This is a genomic window from Acidithiobacillus ferrivorans, from assembly GCF_016250455.1.
Classification (GTDB): Bacteria; Pseudomonadota; Gammaproteobacteria; order Acidithiobacillales; family Acidithiobacillaceae; genus Acidithiobacillus; species Acidithiobacillus ferrivorans.
The window spans coordinates 1,094,474-1,116,198 of the sequence record NZ_CP059488.1; the positions used below are offsets into that span (position 1 = coordinate 1,094,474).

A 21,725-nucleotide genomic window follows, 5' to 3' on the forward strand; every position below is an offset into this window, starting at 1 on the left:
GGGCGGGTGTAGCCGGTGGTGTCTTTCCCAGATACCCTCAGTGATCGGGTCGCTGAACTTGCCGGGCCACCCGAGCAAATTGTCATGGGTCTGGAGCGGATGCTGGCCGCTTTAGCGGCGCTGAAGATTCCTGCGCGTTTGCCCATGCCGGTGATTTTGGTAGGGGGCACCAATGGCAAGGGCTCCACGGTGGCTTATCTGGAGGCCTTCTATCGGCAGGCGGGCTATCGCGTTGGCGCTTATACCAGCCCGCACCTCTGGCAGTTTACTGAACGTTTGCGGCTGGATGGTCGGCCTGCATCTGAATCCCTCTGGCGCCGGCAACTTACAGAAATAGCCGACACAGCACGCCAGATTCCGCTTACCTATTTTGAGATTGCGACCCTCGCTGCGGTGCGGATGATGTTAGCCACCGGGGTCGATGTGGCGATTCTGGAGGTCGGCCTGGGGGGACGTCTGGATGCGGTCAATGCCTTTACCCCTGATTGTAGTATCGTCACCACCGTGGACCTGGATCATCAGGACTGGCTGGGGTCCGATCGCGCATCCATCGGTCGGGAAAAGGCCGGTATCTTCCGGCGTAAGGTGCCGGCCCTCTATGGGGATGCGGAAGACCCCTGCGCTTCGGTATTGGCAGCGGCGGTACGCGCTGACGTGCCCCTGCGGCAGTTGGGGCGGGATTTTCATATTGATCCTCTGCGCGGGAAATGGTCGGGATTCGGGCAAGAGAAACAGGTGCCTGCACCCTTGTGGGCAGCACCGTCACAATGGGCCAATCTGGCATTGGCGGTAGCGGCGCTGTCTTTGTTGGAGGCAAAGCTGCCGGTGCCCGATTCAGTCATCTCCGCATGGACGCGGGCGCCGGAGTTGCCGGGACGCTGCCAGTGGCGTCAGCCCTGGGGGAAGGCCGGTCCTGATCTGCTGGTGGATGTCGCCCATAACCCCCAGGCGGCGCGGCAGCTGGCGGCCTTGCTGGCGGCGCGAAAAGGCGCCGCGCGTTGTCACGCCATTGTTGGCATGCTTGCTGACAAAGATATGGCCGGGACGCTCGCGCCACTGCTGCACTGGGTGGATGCCTGGCAGGTGCTGGAGATCACTGATACCCCGCGGGCGGCTGCGACGACGCAAATTGGCGCTGTGCTTGAGGGAATGAATGCGACAACAGTATCCGCAGGTGTCGGCATGGAACAGGCCCTGGCGGCGGCAAGAACGACTCTGGCGGGCGGCGATATTCTGCTCTGCTTCGGCTCTTTTCACCTCGTCAAGCAGTTGCCCATGGCGTGGTTGCAGAGTGACCCGGCATGATGTTCTGGGTAGATGCCGCTACCGTTGGTCTGGTGCTGCTGTCCGCGCTCTGGGGGCTTTTTCGCGGAATGGTGCGCGAGTTTTTTTCACTGGTAGCATGGGTTGGCGGATTTTATGTGGCGTGGAATTGGGGCGGAACTTGGCTGGCGCCTCAGTTGTCGTCGCAGATCCCCGCAGGCTGGAAGGTGCCGCTAGCTTCTTTTATCCTCTTTTTTGCTTGTCTGATCGTTGGTACTCTGTGCGCTTTTCTGGTCCGTAAGCTATTATATGGTATTGGTTTCGGGGCGACGGATCGCTTTTTGGGGACGTTCTTTGGTTTCTTGCGGGGGCTCGTGTTGATTGCCATTGTGGTCACCTTGGTGCAGTCCTCGGCCTTGTCCCAGTCTCCTTGGTGGGAGAGTTCCTGGTTGGCACAGGAACCGGTGAAACACTGGTCGCAATTGTTGACGGCACCTGCCGTGTCTTATCTGGAGTCGCAAAAAATTGCAAAATGACAATGTGGTGCAGCATGCCGTAGATGATGACCATTTTCATGATGAATGCGGGGTCATTGGCGTATTCGGTCATCCGGAAGCCGCCAATCTGACTTATCTCGGCCTCTATGCCCTGCAGCACCGGGGGCAGGAATCGGCGGGTATCGTTTCTGGCGATCAGGGCAAGCTTTATGTGCAGCGCGGTATGGGGCGGGTAGCCGATGTCTTCGGCTTGGAGCAGATCAGCAAGCTGCCCGGTGATCAGGCGATCGGTCATGTGCGCTATTCCACTGCTGGGGGTTCCGTACTGCGGAATACCCAGCCGGTATTTATCAATTATCGTCATGGCGCCTTTGCCGTCGGTCATAATGGTAACCTGGTCAACGCGGCTGAACTCCGCACCCGTTTGGAGCGGGAAGGGGCTATATTCCACACGGATATGGATACCGAGGTTGTCGTCCATCTGCTGGCGCGGGTGCCGGGTGATGACACGGGCACTCGCCTGGCGGCAGCACTGCGGCAGGTTTCCGGCGCTTATTCGCTGGTCTGTCTGACGGAGAGCCGACTGATTGGGGCGCGGGATCCCATGGGCTTTCGGCCACTGGTACTGGGAAGACTGATTGACTCGGGTGGCTTTGTGCTGGCCTCTGAGACTTGCGCTCTTGACCTCATGGGGGCGGAATTCGTCCGCGATGTCGAGCCGGGCGAGCTGATCATTATTTCCAAAGAGGGTATCGAGAGTCGTAAGCCTTTCGCCCCTGTCGGTCGGCGCATGTGCATTTTTGAATATATTTATTTCGCGCGTCCGGATAGCGTCCTGGATGGGGTTCACGTGTATTCAGCGCGTAAACGTATTGGCCAGGCCTTGGCACGCCAGCACCCGCGGGAGGCGGACCTGGTGGTGCCCGTTCCTGATTCTGGGGTCGCTGCGGCTATGGGTTACGCGGAGGCTTCCGGTTTGCCGTTCGAGCTGGGTTTAATCCGTAACCACTATGTGGGACGCACTTTCATTCAACCGGCACAGCGTGGGCGCGATTTCGGGGTGAAGGTCAAGCTCAATGCCCAGCCCAACATCCTGCGCGGCAAGCGGGTGATCCTGGTGGATGATTCTATTGTGCGCGGTACGACCAGCGCGAAAATCGTCAGTCTGGTCCGGGCTGCCGGTGCGCGCGAGGTGCATTTTGTGGTCAGCGCGCCGCCTACCACCGGGCCCTGTTATTACGGCATTGATACCCCGGATCGCTCCCAGCTCATTGCCGCTCAGCACAGTATAGAAGAGGTGCGCAAAATCATTGGTGCCGACAGTCTGGATTACATCAGTCTGGAAGCGCTGTATGAGGCGGTGGGCGGGCGTGAGCAGGGTTTTTGCGATGCCTGTTTCAGTGATGACTATCCCTTGCCGACGCCGGAAGGACATGGCTCGCGGCAATTGCATCTGATCAAGGAGTTGCGATGAAGCCCAAAGATTCCAATCCTGACTGGGCGAGGCAGCTACGCCCGGAAACCCTCGCCATCCGGGCCGGCATCCACCGCACCCAGGAGCAGGAGCACAGCGAGGCCATCTTCCCGACCTCCAGCTTTGTTTTTAACTCGGCAGAAGAGGCCGCGGAGCGTTTTGCGGGAAGGGCGCCGGGAAATATCTATGCGCGCTTCACCAACCCCACTGTACGTACTTTTGAAGAGCGGCTCGCCGCGCTGGAGGGTACGGAAGCTTGTGTCGCCACGGCCTCTGGCATGGCCGCCTGCCTGACCGTTTTCATGGGAATGCTCAAGGCGGGCGATCATATCGTCGCCTCCCGCTCTATTTTTGGTACGACGGTGCAACTGCTCAGTAATATTCTCGACCGCTTCGGGGTGGAGACGAGCTTTGTGCCGTTGGCGGATGTGGCGGCCTGGCGTGCCGCATTGCGTCCCAATACCCGGATGCTCTTCCTCGAAACGCCGTCTAATCCGCTCACTGAGATCGGCGACATACAGGCCTTGGCGGATCTGGCCCACGCGCATGATGCCTGGCTGGTGGTGGACAACTGTTTCTGTACCCCGGCCTTGCAGCAGCCTCTCAAGTTTGGTGCCGATCTGGTTGTTCACTCCGCCACCAAATATCTGGACGGGCAGGGGAGAACCCTGGGCGGGGCGGTTTGCGGCAGTGCCGAACTGCTCAATAGCGGGCCACGTAATTTCGTGCGTACGGCGGGTCCGAGTCTCAGTCCTTTCAACGCCTGGGTGCAGCTCAAAGGTCTGGAGACTCTCGGGTTGCGTATGGAGCGTCATTGCGCCAATGCCCAGGAGATTGCCGAATGGCTGGAGGCACGGCCGGAGGTGGTACGGGTCTATTATCCGGGTCTCAAGAGTCATCCCCAGCAAGCCTTGGCGGCGCGCCAGCAACGCCTGCCGGGCGCCATTCTGGCCTTTGACGTGCGTGGCGGCCAGGCAGCGGCGTGGGCTTTTGTGGATGCCCTGCGCCTGATCTCCCTGACGGCCAATCTCGGGGATGCCAAGACCACCATTACCCACCCTGCCAGCACGACCCACAGTCGGGTCAGTCCTGAAGTACGAGCGGCGGCGGGGCTTGGCGATGGATTGCTGCGGATCAGTGTCGGTCTGGAGCATACTGACGACCTGCGCGATGATCTGGAGCGCGGCTTTGCCGCTCTTGCCGCCCCCTGATTTGCGCGGTGCTTGGACAGCAGTGCGTCTGTCCGCCATTTTTTCAACTACGGAGATAATGAAATGACAAGATTCCGTGCATTACAACGTTATGGACTCCAGCCGGACACGCGTATCTGCGTGTTTGATAACGGGATACCGTTGACAGTGACGCCCAGTGACATGGCGATCAAAAGTATGACCGACCTCAGTCGGGTGCCCGCGGTGACGATGAAGCCGGAAAGCACTATTGATCAGGCCCTGCAACGCATGATTCATGCGGGTGTCCGTATGCTTTTTGTGCTGGATGACTTCGGTACGCTGGTCGGCCTGGCCACTGCCCGTGACCTCATGGGTGAAAAGCCCGTCAAACTGGCTGCCGAAAACCACGTCGTGCGGGACTCCATCAAGGTGCAGGACATCATGGTGCCGCTGGGGCAGATTGATGTACTCGACTTCGCTGAAGTGGAGCGCTCTACCGTGGGAGATGTCGTCCTCACTCTGCGCAAGGCAGGGCGTCAGCACGCCCTGGTGCGCGAAGAAACACTCCGCGGAGAAGAGATTCGCGGTGTGTTTTCCATCAGTCAGATAGCGCGACAACTGGGGGTACCCATACAGACCAACGATGTGGTACAGAGCTTTGCCGGGCTGGAGCAACTCATCACCAGTGATGACTGAACGACACCCCCGCCACGCGCGGGCGGGAGTGGTCTCCCGTGCATGAGATCAACGGGCTGCTGCTGGCAGCCCTGCTGATTCTGCTCAATGGTTTTTTTGTTGCGGCAGAATTTGCGCTGGTGCGATTACGCAGTACCCATGCCCGTACCCTGGCCCAGGAGTATGGGTTGCGCGGGCGCATTCTGATGCGGATGCATCGGCGGCTGGATGCTTACCTCTCTGCCACACAACTCGGTATTACTATTGCGTCGCTGGGTATCGGTTGGGTGGGTGAACCCACCGTCGCGCGTTTGCTCCAACCCATGTTCAGGGTTTTTGGGATGACCGATCACACGTTATTGAAGTCCGTTTCTTTCGCCGTCGGCTTTGCCCTGATCTCCTTTGTCGTCATTGTGATTGGGGAACTGGTGCCCAAATCTCTGGCGATCCGCAAGGTGGAGGCGGTGTCTCTGTGGACCGGCGCACCCCTCTATGCCTTCTACTGGCTGATGTACCCGGCGATCTGGGTGCTCAATGGCGCGACCCGCATCGTGTTGCGCCTCTTTGCGCTAGGGGGGGATCAGCATGCCGGTGATGCACCGCATTCCCGCGATGAACTGGCGATGATCCTGGCCCTCAGTCAGGCGCAAGGCACCCTCGGTCAACGCACTGGAGACATCCTCGATCGCACCCTGGATTTTACGGAGCTGACGGCGGGCGACTTGATGCGTCCTGCCGCCGAGATGGTCTGTCTGATGCTGGAAGATAGCCCCGAGGAAATCCGCCAGGTGATGATGCGCCATCGCTTTACCCGCTATCCGGTGTGCGATGGAGATCGCCAGCATGTCGCCGGGTTGCTCCACGTCAAGGACGCTTTTGCGGCACTGTCAAGGCACTCAGACCTGGGTGACCTGAAGCAACTCCTGCGCCCGCTACCCTCCGTAGGCAAGGCATTGCCGGCCATGGATCTACTGACGCATTTTCGCTCCGGGCACCCGCATTTCGCGCTGGTGGTGGATGACTTGGGCACCATCACCGGCTTTGTCACCTTGGATCATGTGCTGGAAAGCCTGCTTGGAGTTATCCCCGACGAGTTCCGCCACCAGCGTCAGGAGTGGCGGCGGCGCCTTGACGGCAGTTGGGTAGGTTCTGGCAGCCTCTCGCTATATTCCCTGGAGCGCAGCCTGCACATCGACATCGACGAGGAAACTGCGGATACCATCGGCGGTCTGGTCATGCATCAACTCGAAAGGGTCCCGGAAGAGGGCGAGCGGATCACTTTTCCCAGCTTCGACGTGGTGGTCTTGCGTAAAAAAGGTCCACGCATCACACTGGTGCAAGTGATCCCGCACCCCGACCAACCTGAATCCGACTGGTTTTCCTGACACGCCCCATGCAGAAAAGTGATTTTTATTATGAATTGCCTGACGCGCTGATCGCCCAGGCACCTCTCGCGGAACGCAGTGCCGCGCGCATGCTCATCGTTGATGGCCGCCAGGGCACCTGGCAAGATGCGCGGATATGCGATCTGCCCGACCTCCTCCAGCCCGGAGACCTGCTGGTACTTAACGATACCCGGGTGCTTCCCGCACGTTTGCAGGCCCGCAAAGCGACGGGTGGCGCGGTCGAACTGCTGCTCGACCGGCTGGTCGATGCCCGGGAAGGTTGGTTTCTGGCGAAATCTTCCAAGGCGTTGCGGCCGGGTATGCGCCTTCATTTGCCGGGCGCCGTTGCCACGGTAGAGGAAAAGGATGGCATGGAGGTCCGTCTGAGCCTGTCTGCGGACGCCCAGTGGTTACCCATTCTCGAAGCCGAAGGGAGTATGCCTTTGCCGCCCTACATCAGGCGCGCGCCGGAGGCCAGTGATCGGGAGCGCTATCAGACCATCTATGCGGCCCATCCCGGTGCGGTGGCCGCACCCACCGCCGGGTTGCATTTCGATGCGCAGCTACTGGACGCGCTCGCGGCGCGCGGCGTCGAGCGGACTTTCGTGACCTTGCACGTCGGTGCCGGGACTTTCCTCCCGGTGCGCAGCGACGACATTACCGAGCACCCCATGCATGCCGAAACCATGGAGGTCAGTGCGACGACGGTGGCAGCCGTTGCCGCTGCGAAGGCGCGGGGCAAGCGGGTGATTGCCGTGGGTACCACGGCCTGCCGCGCATTGGAGACAGCGGCGCAGGATGGGACGCTGCGCCCTTACACCGGGGAGACCCGCCTGTTCATCTATCCCGGCAAGACCTTTCAGGTGATTGACGGGCTGTTGACCAATTTTCACCTCCCGGAATCCACCCTGCTCATGCTGGTCTGTGCCTTTGCCGGCATGGAGTGCATGCTCGCTGCCTATCGCCACGCGGTGGCAGAGGGTTATCGGTTTTTCAGTTATGGAGATGCGATGTTGATTTCCCCCCAGGTCGGACAGCGATGAGTATTTATCAGTTGCTGGCCCGTGATGGCGCAGCCCGGCGCGGCGTTCTGCGCCTGCCCCGCGGTAATATTCAGACGCCTGCCTTTATGCCGGTGGGTACTTATGGCACCGTCAAGGCCATGTCTCCCGAGGAACTGAAGACCCTGGGGGCCGAAATTATCCTCGGCAACACCTTTCATCTCTTTCTGCGTCCCGGCCTGGAGGTCATCAGCGCGGTCGGCGGACTGCATAAGATGATGCACTGGGATCGGCCCATCCTCACCGATTCGGGCGGTTTTCAGGTGTTCAGTCTGGGCGCGCTGCGCAAGCTGACGGAGGCAGGGGTGCAGTTCCGTGCGCCCACCGATGGCCACAAGGTCTTTCTGGGGCCGGAAGAGTCCATGCAGATTCAGGCGGCGCTGGGTTCGGACATCGCTATGGTCTTCGATGAATGTACGCCCCACCCTGCCACTTACGCAGAAGCCCGTGTCAGCATGGAGCTTTCTTTGCGCTGGGCGGCGCGCTCCCGGGCCGCATACGCCGGACCGGGTCAGCTCTTTGGCATCGTCCAGGGCGGCATGTATGGAGATTTACGGCAGCGTTCCTTGGCGGGATTGCAGCAACTGGATTTCCCCGGTCTTGCTATCGGCGGACTTTCGGTAGGGGAGAGCAAGGCGGAGATGATGCAGGTGCTGGAGGACCTCATGCCGCAGATGCCTGCAGATCGGCCGCGTTATCTTATGGGCGTCGGGACGCCCGAGGATCTGGTGGAGGGCGTGTGTCGCGGTGTGGATATGTTCGATTGTGTCATGCCGACCCGCAATGCCCGCAATGGCTGGCTTTTTACCCGTGATGGCATTCTCAAGCTGCGCAACGCCCGTTATGAGAAAGATGCCCTGCCGCCGGACCCGCAATGTGCCTGCTACACCTGTCAGAACTATAGCAGGGCCTATCTGCGCCACTTGCAGCGCAGTCATGAAATTCTCGGTGCACGCCTGAACACGCTGCATAATCTGCACTACTATCAGGAGCTGATGGCGGGGCTGCGAGATGCTATTGCTGCCGGTCGCGTGGGTGCTTTTACCGATGATTTCTATCGCCGCCGTCGCGCTGGTTCCCTAGTGGATGCCTAAAGGCTACAATGGCGGCCCGCGGACCTGATCTGGAGTACACAATGAATTTTTCGCCTATCGCCAATGCTTATGCCGGAACTGCGGCGGGGGATGGTCCAGATGCCATTTTTATGCAGATCGTCCCGCTGGCTATCATTTTCGCCATTTTCTATTTTCTCCTGATCCGGCCGCAGATGAAAAAGGCGAAAGCTCAACGCCAGCTCATTGCGGCAATCTCCAAGGGCGACGAGGTGGTCACTCAGGGTGGTTTGACCGGGCGGATCATGCAGGCGGGTGAGGAATATTTGCAGCTTGAGGTCGCCGAGGGGGTTGTTGTAAAGGTGCAACGGTCTTCAGTGACGTTATTGTTGCCCAAAGGGACACTGAAAAAACTGTAAAGGCCTGTTCATGACCCGTTATCCATGGTGGAAGTACCTGATTATCCTCGCAGTTGTATTGCCTTCCCTGTTTTACGCACTGCCTAACTTCTATGGCTGGCACTCTGCCGTAGAGGTGCGCGCGCCCGCGGGAACCCTCCTGCCGCCGGTGGCCACGATGCAGGGCTGGTTGCAAGCGGCTAAAGTTCCGGTCACCCGCGTCAGCTCGGATGGGACGGGGAGCACCTTCTTTTTCCCCAACAATGATGCCCAAGGTCTGGCCGAAACGTTACTGCAAAGTAAACTCCCAGGCAATGCTCAGGTCATTCTTTCGCAGATGTCTGCCGAGCCGGACTGGTTAAGCAGTCTCGGCGGCAAACCCGTCAATCTGGGTCTTGATCTGCGCGGCGGGGTGTACCTCCTGCTGCGTGTCGACACCGATGCCGTTATCAAACATGCTCTGGAGCAGGACAGCGGCAGCTTGCGTACCTTCCTCCGCCACCAGAATCTGCAATATCTGGCGGTCAATATAACCGGACCGCAAAGTCTTGCCATCGAGATGGAAAACGCCGCCGTCGCGGCGCAGGCGCAAAAGGCTATTGCCGGGCATTATCCCGATTATGCCATCACCCTGCAGCCTAATGCGGTGTTAGACGTAAGTATCACCCCCGATGCCGCCCGGAAAATGAAGGACGACGCGCTGCAACAGGCCATTGTCGTTATTCGCAATCGTATTGATGAACTGGGCGTTTCCGAGCCGGTCATCCAGCGTCAGGGTGCTGCGCATATCGCCGTGCAATTGCCGGGTGTGCAGGACACCCAGCGGGCCAAATCCATTATCGGTTCCACTGCCCAACTTGAATTCAAGATGGTGGATGATCAGGCCAACATGGCGGCGGCGCTCAAAGGTGACCTGCCCCCCGGTACCGCCCTGTTTTACGGCGTTCATGGTGCGCCTTACGTGCTTTACACGGATACGGTGCTCACGGGCCGCTATCTCAGCAATGCCAGCGCGGGGGTAGACAACAGTAGCGGCCAGTCCATTGTTAATGTCAGTTTCAACAATGCGGGAACCCGTATCTTCGGTGATCTGACTACCAAAAATGTGGGCAAGCGCATGGCTATCCTGCTGGATAACAAGGTGGTGACCGCGCCGGTGATACGTGAAGCCATTACGGGGGGCCGGGCCCAGATTACCGGATTCTCCGGTTTGAAAGACGCCAGCAATGCCGCGATTGAATTGCGGGCTGGCGCTTTGCCCGCGCCGGTTCATATTTCGGAAGAGCGCACCGTTGGCCCGACTCTGGGCCAGGACTCCATCCACGACGGGGTGATGGCAGTGATCTTCGGCATGCTCTTTGTCGTGCTCTTCATGACGCTTTATTACCGGGCTTTTGGCCTGATTGCCGACCTCGCCATTCTGGTGAATGTTCTGGCCATTCTGGCTGTGCTCTCGATAATGGGCGGCACCCTGACGCTGCCGGGTATTGCCGGTATTGTACTGAAGATCGGCCTGGCGGTGGATGCCAACGTGCTGGTATTCGAGCGCATCCGCGAGGAATTACGGCACGGCATGAGTACCCGTGCGGCTATCGACGCCGGCTTTAAAAAGGCCTTTGCGACCATTGTGGACTCCAATGTCACGGTACTTATCGCCGCGCTGGTGCTCTTCCAGTTTGGCACCGGAGCCATCAAGGGCTTCGCGTTGGTGCTGACTATCGGAGTGATCACCTCCATGTTTACCGCGACTATGATGAGTCGTGGCATCATCGAACTCGCCCTCGGTAAGCGGCGCGTGCAAAAGTTATATATCTGAGGCCGCGATGGAACTCTTTAGAACCCGTACCCATGTTGATTTCATGTCCAGACGCTGGATTTTTCTGGGCGTGTCCGCTCTGCTCATTATTGCTTCTGTCGCCGTCTTTCTGCTGCGCGGACTTAATTACAGTATCGATTTTACCGGTGGTACGCTGGTGGAGCTGGCCTTCAGCAAGACGCCGGATTTGGGTGCCGTACGCGGGACGCTCGCACAGGCTGGATTTCATGACGCGGTGGTGCAGACCTTCGGTGGGGATCGTGATCTGCTGATTCGTTTGCGCAGCGTACCCGGTGAGAGCAGCGCGGTGGGTAACAAGATTTTGCAGGTCTTTCAGAAAGATCAGGTAAAGTATCCGGACGTGCAGTTGCGCCGCACGGAATATGTTGGTCCGGAGGTGGGCAAGGAATTGCGCAATAAAGGGGTTATGGCGCTCATCATCGTGACCCTGGGCATCCTGATTTATGTGGGGTTTCGCTTCGAGTGGCGCTTTGCTGTGGGGGGTGTGCTCGCCATGCTTCACGACCCGATCCTGGTGGTGGGTTTTTTCGCCATCAGTCAGGAAGAGTTCTCCCTGACCGTGATCGCGGCTTTGCTGGTCATCATGGGCTATTCGCTCAACGATACGGTGGTGGTTTTCGACCGTATGCGCGAGGACCTGCGGGCATCCCGTAGCGGCGATGTGGCGCAAATTTTCAACGTCGCTATCAATGAGACCCTGTCACGCACGGTGATTACCAGTTTCATCACCTTCATGGTCGCCTTGTCGCTCTTCCTCTTCGGCGGACCGGTAATTCACGGCTTTGCCACGGCACTGCTTATCGGTGTGGTGGTGGGTACTTATTCCTCAATATTCGTCGCGAGCCCGATTGCCCTGTGGCTGGGACTCAAGCGGGAGCACGTCCTCAAACGCCAGTTTATCAGTGCCAAGGATCGTAACGACGGCGCCACCTTGTAGCGCTGTACGGCGTTTGCCGGCGCGGCGCACTTGCCGTTGGTGTCGGGAAAGATTACTGTATGCCCCCACGGAGAGGTACCGAAGTGGCCATAACGGCGCCGACTCGAAATCGGATGGGGGGTAAAACCCCACGTGGGTTCGAATCCCACCCTCTCCGCCATATTAAACAAATGGTTACCGCAGTATTCCCTTTCCCCTAAGTTGCCTTGCCTCATTTGCTCATGACGCTATCTGACAGTCTCCAGGTCGCCAGCAGGCCCTTTATAGGCTATAAAGGGGACAAAGCTTGGCCGCCGCAGACCATAAATAACCATGCAAAACCCTTTCTTTCAAAAACCCATCCTCAATTCCCCCTATGCGTATCCGCAGCGTCATTGGGAACTGGATGAACAGGGACAGCCAACTCAACGCATCATCGACAATCGCCGCAAGGCGGAATTCATCAGCCCCATTCCCCGGCCACGCAAGCAAAAAGGGGCCGGTCGGCAGGCAGCGCTGGTGCTCGACCAAGGGCAGGGGCTCTCGACTGAGGAACAGCAGTACAACATCACCGCGCTCATCAACGGTGTGCGTGCCGAAGTAGACCAGTGGCGCGGCATCCCCAACCCCGCAGACTGGCGGGTAACCCCGGAGACGGCACGGCTGTTGCAACACTGGCGGCACCACGCTTTCAGCAGTATTCGCCCCTTCTTCTGCCAGATCGAAGCGGTGGAAACCGCCATCTGGCTGACTGAAGTCGCGCCGCAGATGGGGAAATCAGCGCAGACCTACATCGATCACCTGCGTAACGCTAGTCACGATGCCAACCCGGACCTGCTGCGTCTGGCGCTTAAGCTGGCCACCGGAGCGGGCAAGACCACGGTGATGGCCATGCTCATTGCCTGGCAGACCGTCAACGCAGTGCGGCACCCCAACAGCAAGAAATTCACGCGGGGCTTTTTGATCGTAGCGCCCGGCATCACCATCAAAGATCGTCTGCGCGTGCTGCAACCCAACGATCCCGACAGCTACTACGCCAGCCGCGAACTGGTGCCCGGCGATATGCTGGCTGATCTGGAACGCGCCCGCATCGTTATCACCAACTACCATGCCTTCAAGCTGCGCGAGCGGCTGGAACTCTCCAAGGGCGGTCGCCGCCTGCTCCAGGGGCAGGGCGGTGAGGCGCTGAACACGCTGGAGACGGAAGGCCAGATGCTCCAGCGCGTTATGCCCGAACTCATGGGTCTGAAAAACGTTATCGCCATCAATGACGAGGCCCACCACTGCTACCGCGAGAAACCCGGTGCGACGGACGACGATCTCAAAGACGACGAGAAAAAGGAGGCCGAAGAGAACAGCGCCGCCGCCCGCCTGTGGATATCGGGGCTGGAAGCGGTGCAGCGTAAGCTCGGGCTGGCGCGGGTGTTTGATCTTTCCGCCACGCCCTTTTTCCTGAGCGGCTCGGGCTATGTCGAGGGTACACTCTTCCCCTGGACCATGAGTGACTTCTCGCTGATGGACGCCATCGAATGCGGCATCGTCAAGCTGCCGCGAGTGCCGGTGGCGGACAATATCCCCGGCGGCGAGATGCCCATGTTCCGCAACCTCTGGGAACATATCCGCGGCCAGATGCCCAAGCCTGGGCGCGGCAAAGGCAATCCCATAGACCCACTGTCTATGCCGACACCTCTGCAAACCGCTCTGGATGCGCTATATGGTCATTACGACAAGACCTTCAAGCTCTGGGAGGGGGCGAACATTGCCGTACCGCCCTGCTTCATCATCGTCTGCAATAATACTGCGACATCCAAGCTGGTTTATGACTATATCGCTGGTTTTCTGCAAGTCCAGCAAGACGGCTCCACTAAGTTGGTGGACGGACGCCTGCCGCTGTTTCGCAATTATGACGAGTATGGCAACGCGCTGGGCCGCCCGCGTACCCTGCTTATCGACAGCGAACAACTGGAATCCGGCGACGCGCTGGACGACAAGTTCCGCGTCATGGCGGCTGATGAGATCGAGCGCTTTCGCCGCGAGATGGTGGAGCGCAGCGGCGATCTGCAATCAGGTCAGAACATCAGCGATCAGGAGCTGTTGCGCGAGGCGATGAACACCGTCGGCAAGCCGGGCCGACTGGGCGATTCCGTCCGCTGTGTGGTCTCCGTGTCCATGCTGACCGAGGGCTGGGACGCCAACACCGTCACCCATGTGCTGGGGGTGCGCGCCTTCAGCACCCAGTTGCTCTGCGAACAAGTCATCGGTCGCGCTTTGCGGCGCCAGTCCTACGATCTGAATGAGGAAGGGCTGTTCAACGTCGAGTATGCCGATGTGCTGGGTATTCCCTTCGACTTCACCGCCAAGCCGGTGGTGGCGCCGCTGCAACTACTCCGCGAAACCATTCACGTCAAAGTCGTGCGACCCGAGCGCGATGCCCTGGAAATCCGCTTTCCGCGAGTGCAGGGTTACCGCGTCGAGCTACCGGAAACGCCGCTCGCAGCGCGCTTTGATGCCGACTCGGTCCTGGATCACGCCCGATTTGGTCGGCGCCACAGAGACCCGCAACTCCGGCATCATCGGCGAAACAGTGGACCTCAACCTCGTCCACACCGGCGACGTGCGCCCTTCACAGGTGGTCTATGAACTGACCTCTTACCTGCTGCTCAACGAGTTCCGCGACAAAGACGGTGAACCGAAACTCTACCTTTTCGGGCAGATTAAGCGCATTGCCCGGCAATGGCTCGATGGTTATTTGACCTGCAAGGGCGGCACTTATCCGGCACAACTCAAATACAAGATGCTGGCCGACATGGCCGCCAGCCGCATCATCACCGCTATCAATCGCGCCATGCTCACGGATCATCCCGAAGCGGCACAGCGCCATATCCACGCCGTGCTTGACCCTTACAACCCCAGCGGCAGCACTACCCACGTCAACTTCAACACCTCCAAGACCGAACGCTGGGACACCAGCGGCCCGCCGCCCAAGTGTCCGCTCAACTGGGTCATTCTCGACAGCGACTGGGAAGGGGAGTTCTGCCGTGTGGTGGAAGCCCACCCCCGCGTGCGCGCCTATGTGAAAAACCACAACCTCGGCTTTGAAGTGCCCTATCGCTACGGCTCTGAATCCCGCGTCTACCGTCCCGACTTCATCGTGCGGGTGGACGATGGCCATGGCGATAATGATCTGTTGAATCTCATCGTCGAGATTAAGGGTTATCGTGGCGAGGACGCCAAGGACAAAAAAGCCACCATGGACACCTACTGGGTACCCTGCGTGAACAACCTCCGCAGCTACGGCCGCTGGGCCTTCGCCGAGTTCACGGATGTCTGGCTGATGCAGGAAGATTTTGTCCGTCAGATTGCGTTATTCTTTGATCGAACGATTGCCAGCGTGGTGGATTCCCACCTATCAGGAGCGATGTTTTGCCCAAGTTGAGTGAACTCACTGTCAGTGAAAAGCTTCAGATGATCGAGTCTTTATGGGACAGTCTCTGTCAGCAACCGGCAAACATTCCCTCTCCCGTCTGGCACGGAGAAATACTGGTCCAACGGGAAAATGCCCTACGCCAGGGATCTGACCACTTTTCGGCTTGGGATACGGCCAAAGCGAATATCCGCAACGCGTCTGCTAAAGAGTAAAACATGGCCAAAAGCCCTAAACCATCCCTGACTATCGAAACCCTCACCCACGACGAGGCGACACGCAAGAACATCCCCACCGCCGAATATCAGGCGGTGATGCGGCAGGACGAGCAAAAGCCGGTGCGAGTGGAGTACCCCCGGCAGGCCGCCGGGCTGGAGGACGAAAAGCGCAGCCGCAACCCCGATCTCGATCCCCAGCTCATCTGGCGCGGCAAGGATCGGCAGGACTGGTCCAGCCTCGTGGTGCAGGCGCCGCCCCTCTATATCCAGGAAAAGGTCCACCCCAAAGTCCTCATCGACGACCTCCGGCGCTTTCAGGCACGGAACCCGGCACCGGGCGCGGCGGGGCAGGAGGACGGCCAGCAGATCGACCTCTTCGCCGACTTCAACGGCCTGCCCGACGCCAACGCCAAGACCGAGTTCTACCAGCACGACGCCCACTGGGCCAATCGCATGATCCTCGGCGACAGCCTGCAGGTCATGGCCAGCCTGGCCGAGCGCGAAGGCCTGCGCGGCCAAGTGCAGTGCATCTACTTCGATCCGCCCTACGGCATCAAATTCAACAGTAACTTCCAGTGGTCCACCACCAGCCGCGACGTCAAGGACGGCAACACCGAGCACATCACCCGCGAGCCGGAACAGGTCAAGGCCTTCCGCGACACCTGGAGGGACGGGATTCACTCCTACCTGACTTACCTGCGCGACCGGCTCACCGTGGCGCGGGATTTGTTGACGGATTCTGGGTCGATCTTTGTGCAGATCGGGGATGAGAATGTGCACAGGGTAAGGGCGGTGATGGATGAAGTTTTTGGGGATGAGAATTTCGCCTGTTTGATCGCTGTGGCTAAAACGACCGGCGCAACAAGCGAACTACTACCGCCAATATGCGACTATATTGTCTGGTACGCGAAGAGGTTAGACACCGTTAGGTACCATCAACTGTTCGCAAAAAAGATTGCTGGCGAAGAAGGCGCCACTGGATACACGAAAATTCGCTTATCAAACGGAGAGATTCGCCAGATGTCAGCGCAAGAGCGATCTGGTGCAGCATCTTTGCCAATTGACAGCCGCGTCATGGCAACTGGTGACATGACTAGCCAACGCCCACCTGGAGATTTTCCTGTCGCATACCGTGGTAAGACATTTCGGCCCGTCAAGGGCTATTGGAAAACTGGAGAGATCGGTTTTCAGAAAATCATCAAAGCGGATCGCCTGAGCAGTACGTCCGGTGGAAGGCTATCTTACGTCCGATATATCGATGACTTCCCGGCGTTTCCGCTAACGAATGTGTGGTCAGATACTGTCGGGCAAAACCAGTTTGGTGGCGACAAGGTTTACGTTGTTCAAACGGCGAACCGTATAGTTGAACGTTGCATCTTGATGTCCACCGACCCCGGCGACCTCGTCCTCGACCCCACCTGCGGCTCTGGCACCACCGCCTATGTCGCCGAACAATGGGGCCGCCGCTGGATCACCCTCGACACCTCCCGCGTCGCCCTGGCACTGGCCCGTGCCCGCATCATGGGCGCCCGCTATCCCTATTATCTCCTCGCCGACAGCCCGGAAGGACAGCAGAAAGAGGCGGAAGTCACCCGTAGCTTCCCCTCCGGCAAGCCCACTTACGGCAGCATCCGCCATGGTTTTGTCTGTGAGCGCGTGCCCCACATCACCCTCAAGTCCATCGCCAACAATGCCGAGATCGACGTCATCTGGGAGCAGTGGCAGCCCGCCGTCAGCGGCGCCTTGGCAGATCTGAATGCGGCACTAAAAGGCCATAAAACGCCCTACAAAGTCTCCAGCGGCGGACGGCAGGGCCAACTCCTGCATTTCGACGCGCCGGAAGGCCGCAGCACCACCTTGCCCGGCGGCGAAACCGTCAGCGCCAGCACCTTGCTCGACTGGGAAGTCCCCCGCGACGCCCCCGCCGACTGGCCCGCCAGCACCCATGCGCCCCTCGCCGGGTTCTGGCAGGCCCGCATCGCCCGCCAACAAGCCATAGATGCCTCCATCGCCGCCAAGGCCGACTTTGAGTATCTCTACGACAAGACCTATGAGGACAAGAAAAAGGTCCGCGTCGCCGGTCCCTTTACTGTCGAAAGCCTTTCCCCCCACCGTGTGCTGGGCGTAGATGAAAACGACGAACTCATCGACCCCAACGCCAGTAAAATCGGCGATCAGGGCTCTGGCTACGGCGAGGAACGCGACTTCACCCAGATCATTCTCGAAAACCTCAAAACCGCCGGAGTGCAGCAGGCCCACAAGGACGGCAAGATCAACTTCACCGCTCTGACCCCCTGGCCGGGTGAACTGGTCTGTGCCGACGGCCGCTATCTGGAACCCGCCGGACTGGATGGGGGCGGCACCGAGCGCCGCGCTGCCATTTTCATCGGCCCCGAATTCGGCACCGTCTCCCGCCCCGATCTGGTCGCCGCCGCCCGAGAGGCTGCCGACGCCGGATTCGACGTGCTCATCGCCTGCGCCTTCAACTACGACGCCCACGCCAGCGAATTCGACAAACTCGGCCGCGTCCCCGTCCTCAAGGCGCGCATGAACGCCGACCTGCACATGGCCAACGACCTCAAGAACACCGGCAAAGGCAACCTCTTCGTCATCTTCGGTGAACCCGACATCGACATCCTTGACGCTAAAGACGGCCAGATCCGCGTCAAGGTCAATGGCGTCGACGTCTTCCACCCCAACAGCGGCGAAGTCCACAGCGACGGCCCCGACGGCATCGCCTGCTGGTTCATCGACACCGACTACAACGAAGAAAGCTTCTTCGTCCGCCAAGCCTACTTCCTCGGCGCCAACGACCCCTACAAATCGCTGAAAACCACCCTGAAAGCGGAGATAGACGCAGAAGCCTGGGCAACGCTGAACAGCGACACCTCCCGGCCTTTTGACAAGCCCGCGACGGGGCGGATTGCGGTGAAAGTGATCAACCATCTGGGGGATGAGGTGATGAAGGTGTTTAGGGTTGTTAGAGGGGGTTGACAAACGAACCATGCCTATTAATTTGAACGCATTCCCACTACAAATTCCAGGCAATTCATTGAGTGCATGTGTTATTCCCTATGAACAGGATCGGCTGAATACACTCCGAGCAGAGCATAAAGGCACTTATGTTTTCCGACGGCAGGGCGATAGTATCCTGATTTTCTCACAGGACGGGCAGTATCCGGTTATAGGAAAAACCCAAACGATAAGTCTAAAAGACGATTTCGGAACCACCTGTTTTCTCGTCAAGGATGGCCTGATACGCCACTTCACCAGTCTCAAACGCCAACCAAGTGGTTTTAACCCGATAGAGCTGGTGAGCATAAAATCGGAAGACAATCTCCTGGCCTCCATCCTGAGGGAGGAATATCCGTTCCAAATCTACGTCAGATACAAGATCGACACACGATTTATCAACGAAAGACCCTATTTGGTTATTGACTGTTCAACCCGGAGAGCGGTCGGCGAAAATTGCCTCTATTTCATAGGTAATAATTTTGATCTGATGGGTCGCTATGTCGTTGCGGAGCAGGAGGATGGCTATAGGAAGCTCCTGGGATACGTGACAAAGATTGAGGATGAGATGCTTCACATCGTGCAGCCAGACGGAAAAACTGGAATGTTTCAAGGTAGGGACGTCTATCTGGAAGCAAGCAGGAAGAATTTTGACGATTACATCTTGCACACGCACGGCAGCCAGAAGGACGCGATCATAGAGGAGGTCAGGAAGGCCATTTCGTCATTCAATAGTGGCGACAACAAAAAGGCCCGCATCGATAAGTTAAAAAAATATTTCCTATCCAAAGGTATTATTCTCATTGATGGCACCCGCATTGATATCGAAGAGGCGGAAAATATCCAGGGTGCATGCGGCCAACTGGACAAGCCTGTCTTCGTCTTTAATGACAATAGGGAGGCAGACTGGGCGGAGAAGGGGCTCTCTCAGTACGGCCCCTACACAAAGCGTACTTTTGACAGAAACGATCCTTCGATCTGCGTGATCTGCGCGGAGCACGATAAGGGGCGTGTGGAACAATTCGTCAGAAAACTCCTGAAGGGAATGTCCGAGAGCAAGTATTTCAGTAATGGGCTTGAAGGCAAGTTCAGCCTTGGAACGAGCCGTGTTGAGGTTTTCGCTACCGGCACGGAGGATGTCAGCGGCTACAAGAATGCAATAGAAACCGCGATCCGGAAAAAATCCGACGATAGCGGCCGGTGGGACCTCGCACTTGTCCAGGTGAGGCAATCCTTCAAGACACTAGATGTGGGAGATAACCCTTATTACTGGGGAAAAAGTTTGTTCTTTTTGCATCAGGTACCCGTCCAGGATTTCACAATAGAGCTGCTCACTCAGTCCCCTTATTCCCTAGGATATTCTCTGAACAACATGGCGCTAGCCTGTTATGCAAAGATGGGAGGCGTGCCTTGGTTGCTCAAGTCTTCGCCGACCTTATCCCATGAGTTGGTCGTCGGCATTGGAAGTGCCAATGTTGGACCCAAACGCGAAGCCGGGGGCCACCGGATCATGGGGATCACCACCGTTTTTTCAGGTGACGGTAGTTACATTGTTTCGAACACCTCGAAGGCGGTCGTGCCTGAGGCGTATTGCGATGCACTGACTTCTGTTCTCGGAGAGACGATCCAGAAAATACAAAAACGCATGAACTGGCAAAAAGGGGACACCATCCGCCTGATTTTTCATGCGTCTGTCAAGAAGTTCAACAAGGAAGAGATCGAGGCCGTACGCTCCGTCATTCGCAGCTACCGGGATTACCAGATCGAATACGCCTTCCTGAAAATCTCGGAAGATCACGGGCTCCATATGTTCGACTCTTCGACAGCAGGCGAGCAGAAGGGACGACTGGCCCCCCAGAGGGGGAAAACTTTCAAACTCTCGAAGCATGAGATGCTTGTTTACCTGATTGGCCAGCGTGAACTGAGACAGGAAACAGACGGTCATCCGCGCGGCGTGATCCTGAATATCCACAAGGACTCGACATTCAAGGATATCAAATATCTGAGCGCGCAACTTTACAGCTTTGCCTCGCATTCCTGGCGTAGCTATTTCCCAAATCCCATGCCGGTCACTATCAGCTACTCTGATCTGATTGCCCGAAATCTCGGCTGGCTCAATCAACTGCCGGGCTGGAATGATTCAATCATGATCGGAAAGATAGGGCAATCGCAATGGTTTCTATAGACAGGGAAAACACTTTCCAGCTCCGGGAATACCTTCATAGGAAAGTGCTAGACAATGCTAGCGGCGATGCCTTCAAGTCCTGCTTTCTGTCCTTTCTCGGGTTGGCGCAGGTTCAGCCCGCGTCATTCGACTTCGCCACACTGTCTCTGTACCAGAAATGCGCAATAGCTGGGTTGCATGTATTGGATGAGCATGTTTCCGCCCACGACCTGTCCCGGCTTCTGGGCCAGGCAGCAACAATAGATTCGACGCCAAGGCCATGGGTCTCCGATATCTTCGGCGTCATGGCCGTGAAGTGGCTTATCGAAAAATGGGACGATGAAAATTTACGAAGTCAGTATAAAATGTGGAGTGGAGGATTTCTGCCATTACAGGCGAACAGCGATAGGTTCAACTGTTACGAAAAGGATATCGCCGCGTATATCACCGATTCCGAAGAGGCAGTGTTCTTATCCGCAGGCCTCCCACTCTTTCTGCACTATCGCGATATACAACGTATCGTCGACCATCAGAAACGGCAGTTCCTAATCAGCAAATTCATGGGAGAGTTTAAAGGTTTGGCGCTCGTGGATTACTCAACCGCGCTTCTCAGTCTGATGATCTACGTCTTTGACAGGGTGAACAACGACATCGCGCTAGTTCCGCCGAATGGCTGGACGTTCGATGATCTTGTCGGGTTTCTGGAGCACATACCAGTTGGTCTGAAAAGATGGACATGGGAAGAGAGCGGCCGTACCAAGAATGCCACTCCTATCAAATGGTTGATCGAAAATGAATATCATGTCCAAAACCTCCTGTATATGCTTTTGGCTCCAATATTCGAGGATATTGCGGATGAGATCTATCTCCAGCCGGTTGGGCAGAAGACGCCGCGCGTGGATATTTATATCCCCCCGATACACACGATCATCGAGGTGAAATATCGCAAGGACACAAAAAAATCGTTTCCAGTCCTGATTGGCGAAGTTGCGGAAGACATTCCCCTCTACCGATCCGATCCGACATATAGGGATGCGCGGATCGTCAGTTTTCTTTGGGACCATACCTGCTCGACGCAGGAACACACCAAATTCAAAGAAGGTGTGCTGAAATTACAGGGAATGAATGGCTGCGTTGTTGTTAACTCCCCGTCAATGATGAACAGAAAGCCGTGAAG

Annotated in this window: 15 protein-coding genes, 1 tRNA gene and 1 pseudogene; all 17 read left to right on the plus strand. The window is 57.8% G+C overall.

The window, feature by feature from the left end:
- Positions 1 to 18: 18 nt before the first annotated feature.
- The 17 genes and pseudogenes from H2515_RS05585 to H2515_RS05670 all read left to right on the plus strand — a co-directional run bounded on the left by H2515_RS05585 (position 19) and on the right by H2515_RS05670 (position 21,723).
- Entirely contained in the window at positions 19 to 1,305 is a 1,287-nt protein-coding gene (locus H2515_RS05585; RefSeq protein ID WP_232821576.1) for a bifunctional folylpolyglutamate synthase/dihydrofolate synthase, read from the plus strand.
- Complete coding sequence (locus H2515_RS05590) at positions 1,302 to 1,799, plus strand: CvpA family protein (protein ID WP_014029559.1); 498 nt, start codon at positions 1,302 to 1,304, stop codon at positions 1,797 to 1,799. Before H2515_RS05585 ends, H2515_RS05590 begins: the two co-directional genes overlap by 4 nt.
- Positions 1,789 to 3,234, plus strand: coding sequence for an amidophosphoribosyltransferase (gene purF / locus H2515_RS05595; protein ID WP_065413706.1), 1,446 nt, complete (start codon positions 1,789 to 1,791; stop codon positions 3,232 to 3,234). The genes H2515_RS05590 and purF overlap by 11 nt, the downstream gene beginning before the upstream one ends.
- Complete coding sequence (locus H2515_RS05600; protein WP_014029557.1) at positions 3,231 to 4,445, plus strand: O-succinylhomoserine sulfhydrylase; 1,215 nt, start codon at positions 3,231 to 3,233, stop codon at positions 4,443 to 4,445. Before purF ends, H2515_RS05600 begins: the two co-directional genes overlap by 4 nt.
- Before the next feature lie 63 nt (positions 4,446 to 4,508).
- Positions 4,509 to 5,102 (plus strand): CBS domain-containing protein, encoded by a 594-nt coding sequence (locus H2515_RS05605; protein ID WP_014029556.1) that lies wholly within the window; start codon positions 4,509 to 4,511, stop codon positions 5,100 to 5,102.
- A 38-nt stretch (positions 5,103 to 5,140) separates the two neighbouring features.
- Positions 5,141 to 6,466 carry a hemolysin family protein gene (locus tag H2515_RS05610; RefSeq protein WP_014029555.1) on the plus strand — a complete coding sequence of 442 codons (1,326 nt, stop codon included), beginning with the start codon at positions 5,141 to 5,143 and terminating at the stop codon, positions 6,464 to 6,466.
- Positions 6,467 to 6,474: 8 nt separating this feature from the next.
- The gene (gene queA / locus H2515_RS05615) at positions 6,475 to 7,509 is read left to right on the plus strand and encodes a tRNA preQ1(34) S-adenosylmethionine ribosyltransferase-isomerase QueA (protein ID WP_198661128.1); all 1,035 of its coding nucleotides are present in this window, start codon (positions 6,475 to 6,477) and stop codon (positions 7,507 to 7,509) included.
- Positions 7,506 to 8,621 (plus strand): tRNA guanosine(34) transglycosylase Tgt, encoded by a 1,116-nt coding sequence (gene tgt, locus H2515_RS05620; protein WP_014029553.1) that lies wholly within the window; start codon positions 7,506 to 7,508, stop codon positions 8,619 to 8,621. The genes queA and tgt overlap by 4 nt, the downstream gene beginning before the upstream one ends.
- A gap of 41 nt (positions 8,622 to 8,662) precedes the next feature.
- Positions 8,663 to 8,998, plus strand: coding sequence for a preprotein translocase subunit YajC (gene yajC, locus H2515_RS05625; protein ID WP_014029552.1), 336 nt, complete (start codon positions 8,663 to 8,665; stop codon positions 8,996 to 8,998).
- Between the two features lie 10 nt (positions 8,999 to 9,008).
- A complete protein-coding gene (secD, locus tag H2515_RS05630; protein ID WP_198661129.1) occupies positions 9,009 to 10,793 on the plus strand; it encodes a protein translocase subunit SecD in 1,785 nt (594 codons plus the stop codon).
- Positions 10,794 to 10,800: 7 nt separating this feature from the next.
- Complete coding sequence (gene secF / locus H2515_RS05635; RefSeq protein ID WP_065413702.1) at positions 10,801 to 11,751, plus strand: protein translocase subunit SecF; 951 nt, start codon at positions 10,801 to 10,803, stop codon at positions 11,749 to 11,751.
- Positions 11,752 to 11,820: 69 nt separating this feature from the next.
- Positions 11,821 to 11,911 (plus strand) — tRNA-Ser (locus tag H2515_RS05640).
- 152 nt (positions 11,912 to 12,063) lie between these two features.
- A pseudogene (locus tag H2515_RS05645) lies at positions 12,064 to 15,166 on the plus strand (BPTD_3080 family restriction endonuclease).
- The gene (locus H2515_RS05655; protein WP_198661132.1) at positions 15,154 to 15,369 is read left to right on the plus strand and encodes an addiction module protein; all 216 of its coding nucleotides are present in this window, start codon (positions 15,154 to 15,156) and stop codon (positions 15,367 to 15,369) included. The pseudogene H2515_RS05645 and the gene H2515_RS05655 overlap by 13 nt, the downstream one beginning before the upstream one ends.
- A gap of 3 nt (positions 15,370 to 15,372) precedes the next feature.
- A complete protein-coding gene (locus tag H2515_RS05660; protein WP_198661133.1) occupies positions 15,373 to 18,366 on the plus strand; it encodes a site-specific DNA-methyltransferase in 2,994 nt (997 codons plus the stop codon).
- 10 nt (positions 18,367 to 18,376) lie between these two features.
- Entirely contained in the window at positions 18,377 to 20,569 is a 2,193-nt protein-coding gene (locus H2515_RS05665; RefSeq protein WP_198661134.1) for an argonaute/piwi family protein, read from the plus strand.
- Complete coding sequence (locus H2515_RS05670) at positions 20,557 to 21,723, plus strand: PD-(D/E)XK nuclease domain-containing protein (protein WP_198661135.1); 1,167 nt, start codon at positions 20,557 to 20,559, stop codon at positions 21,721 to 21,723. The genes H2515_RS05665 and H2515_RS05670 overlap by 13 nt, the downstream gene beginning before the upstream one ends.
- Positions 21,724 to 21,725: the final 2 nt, after the last annotated feature.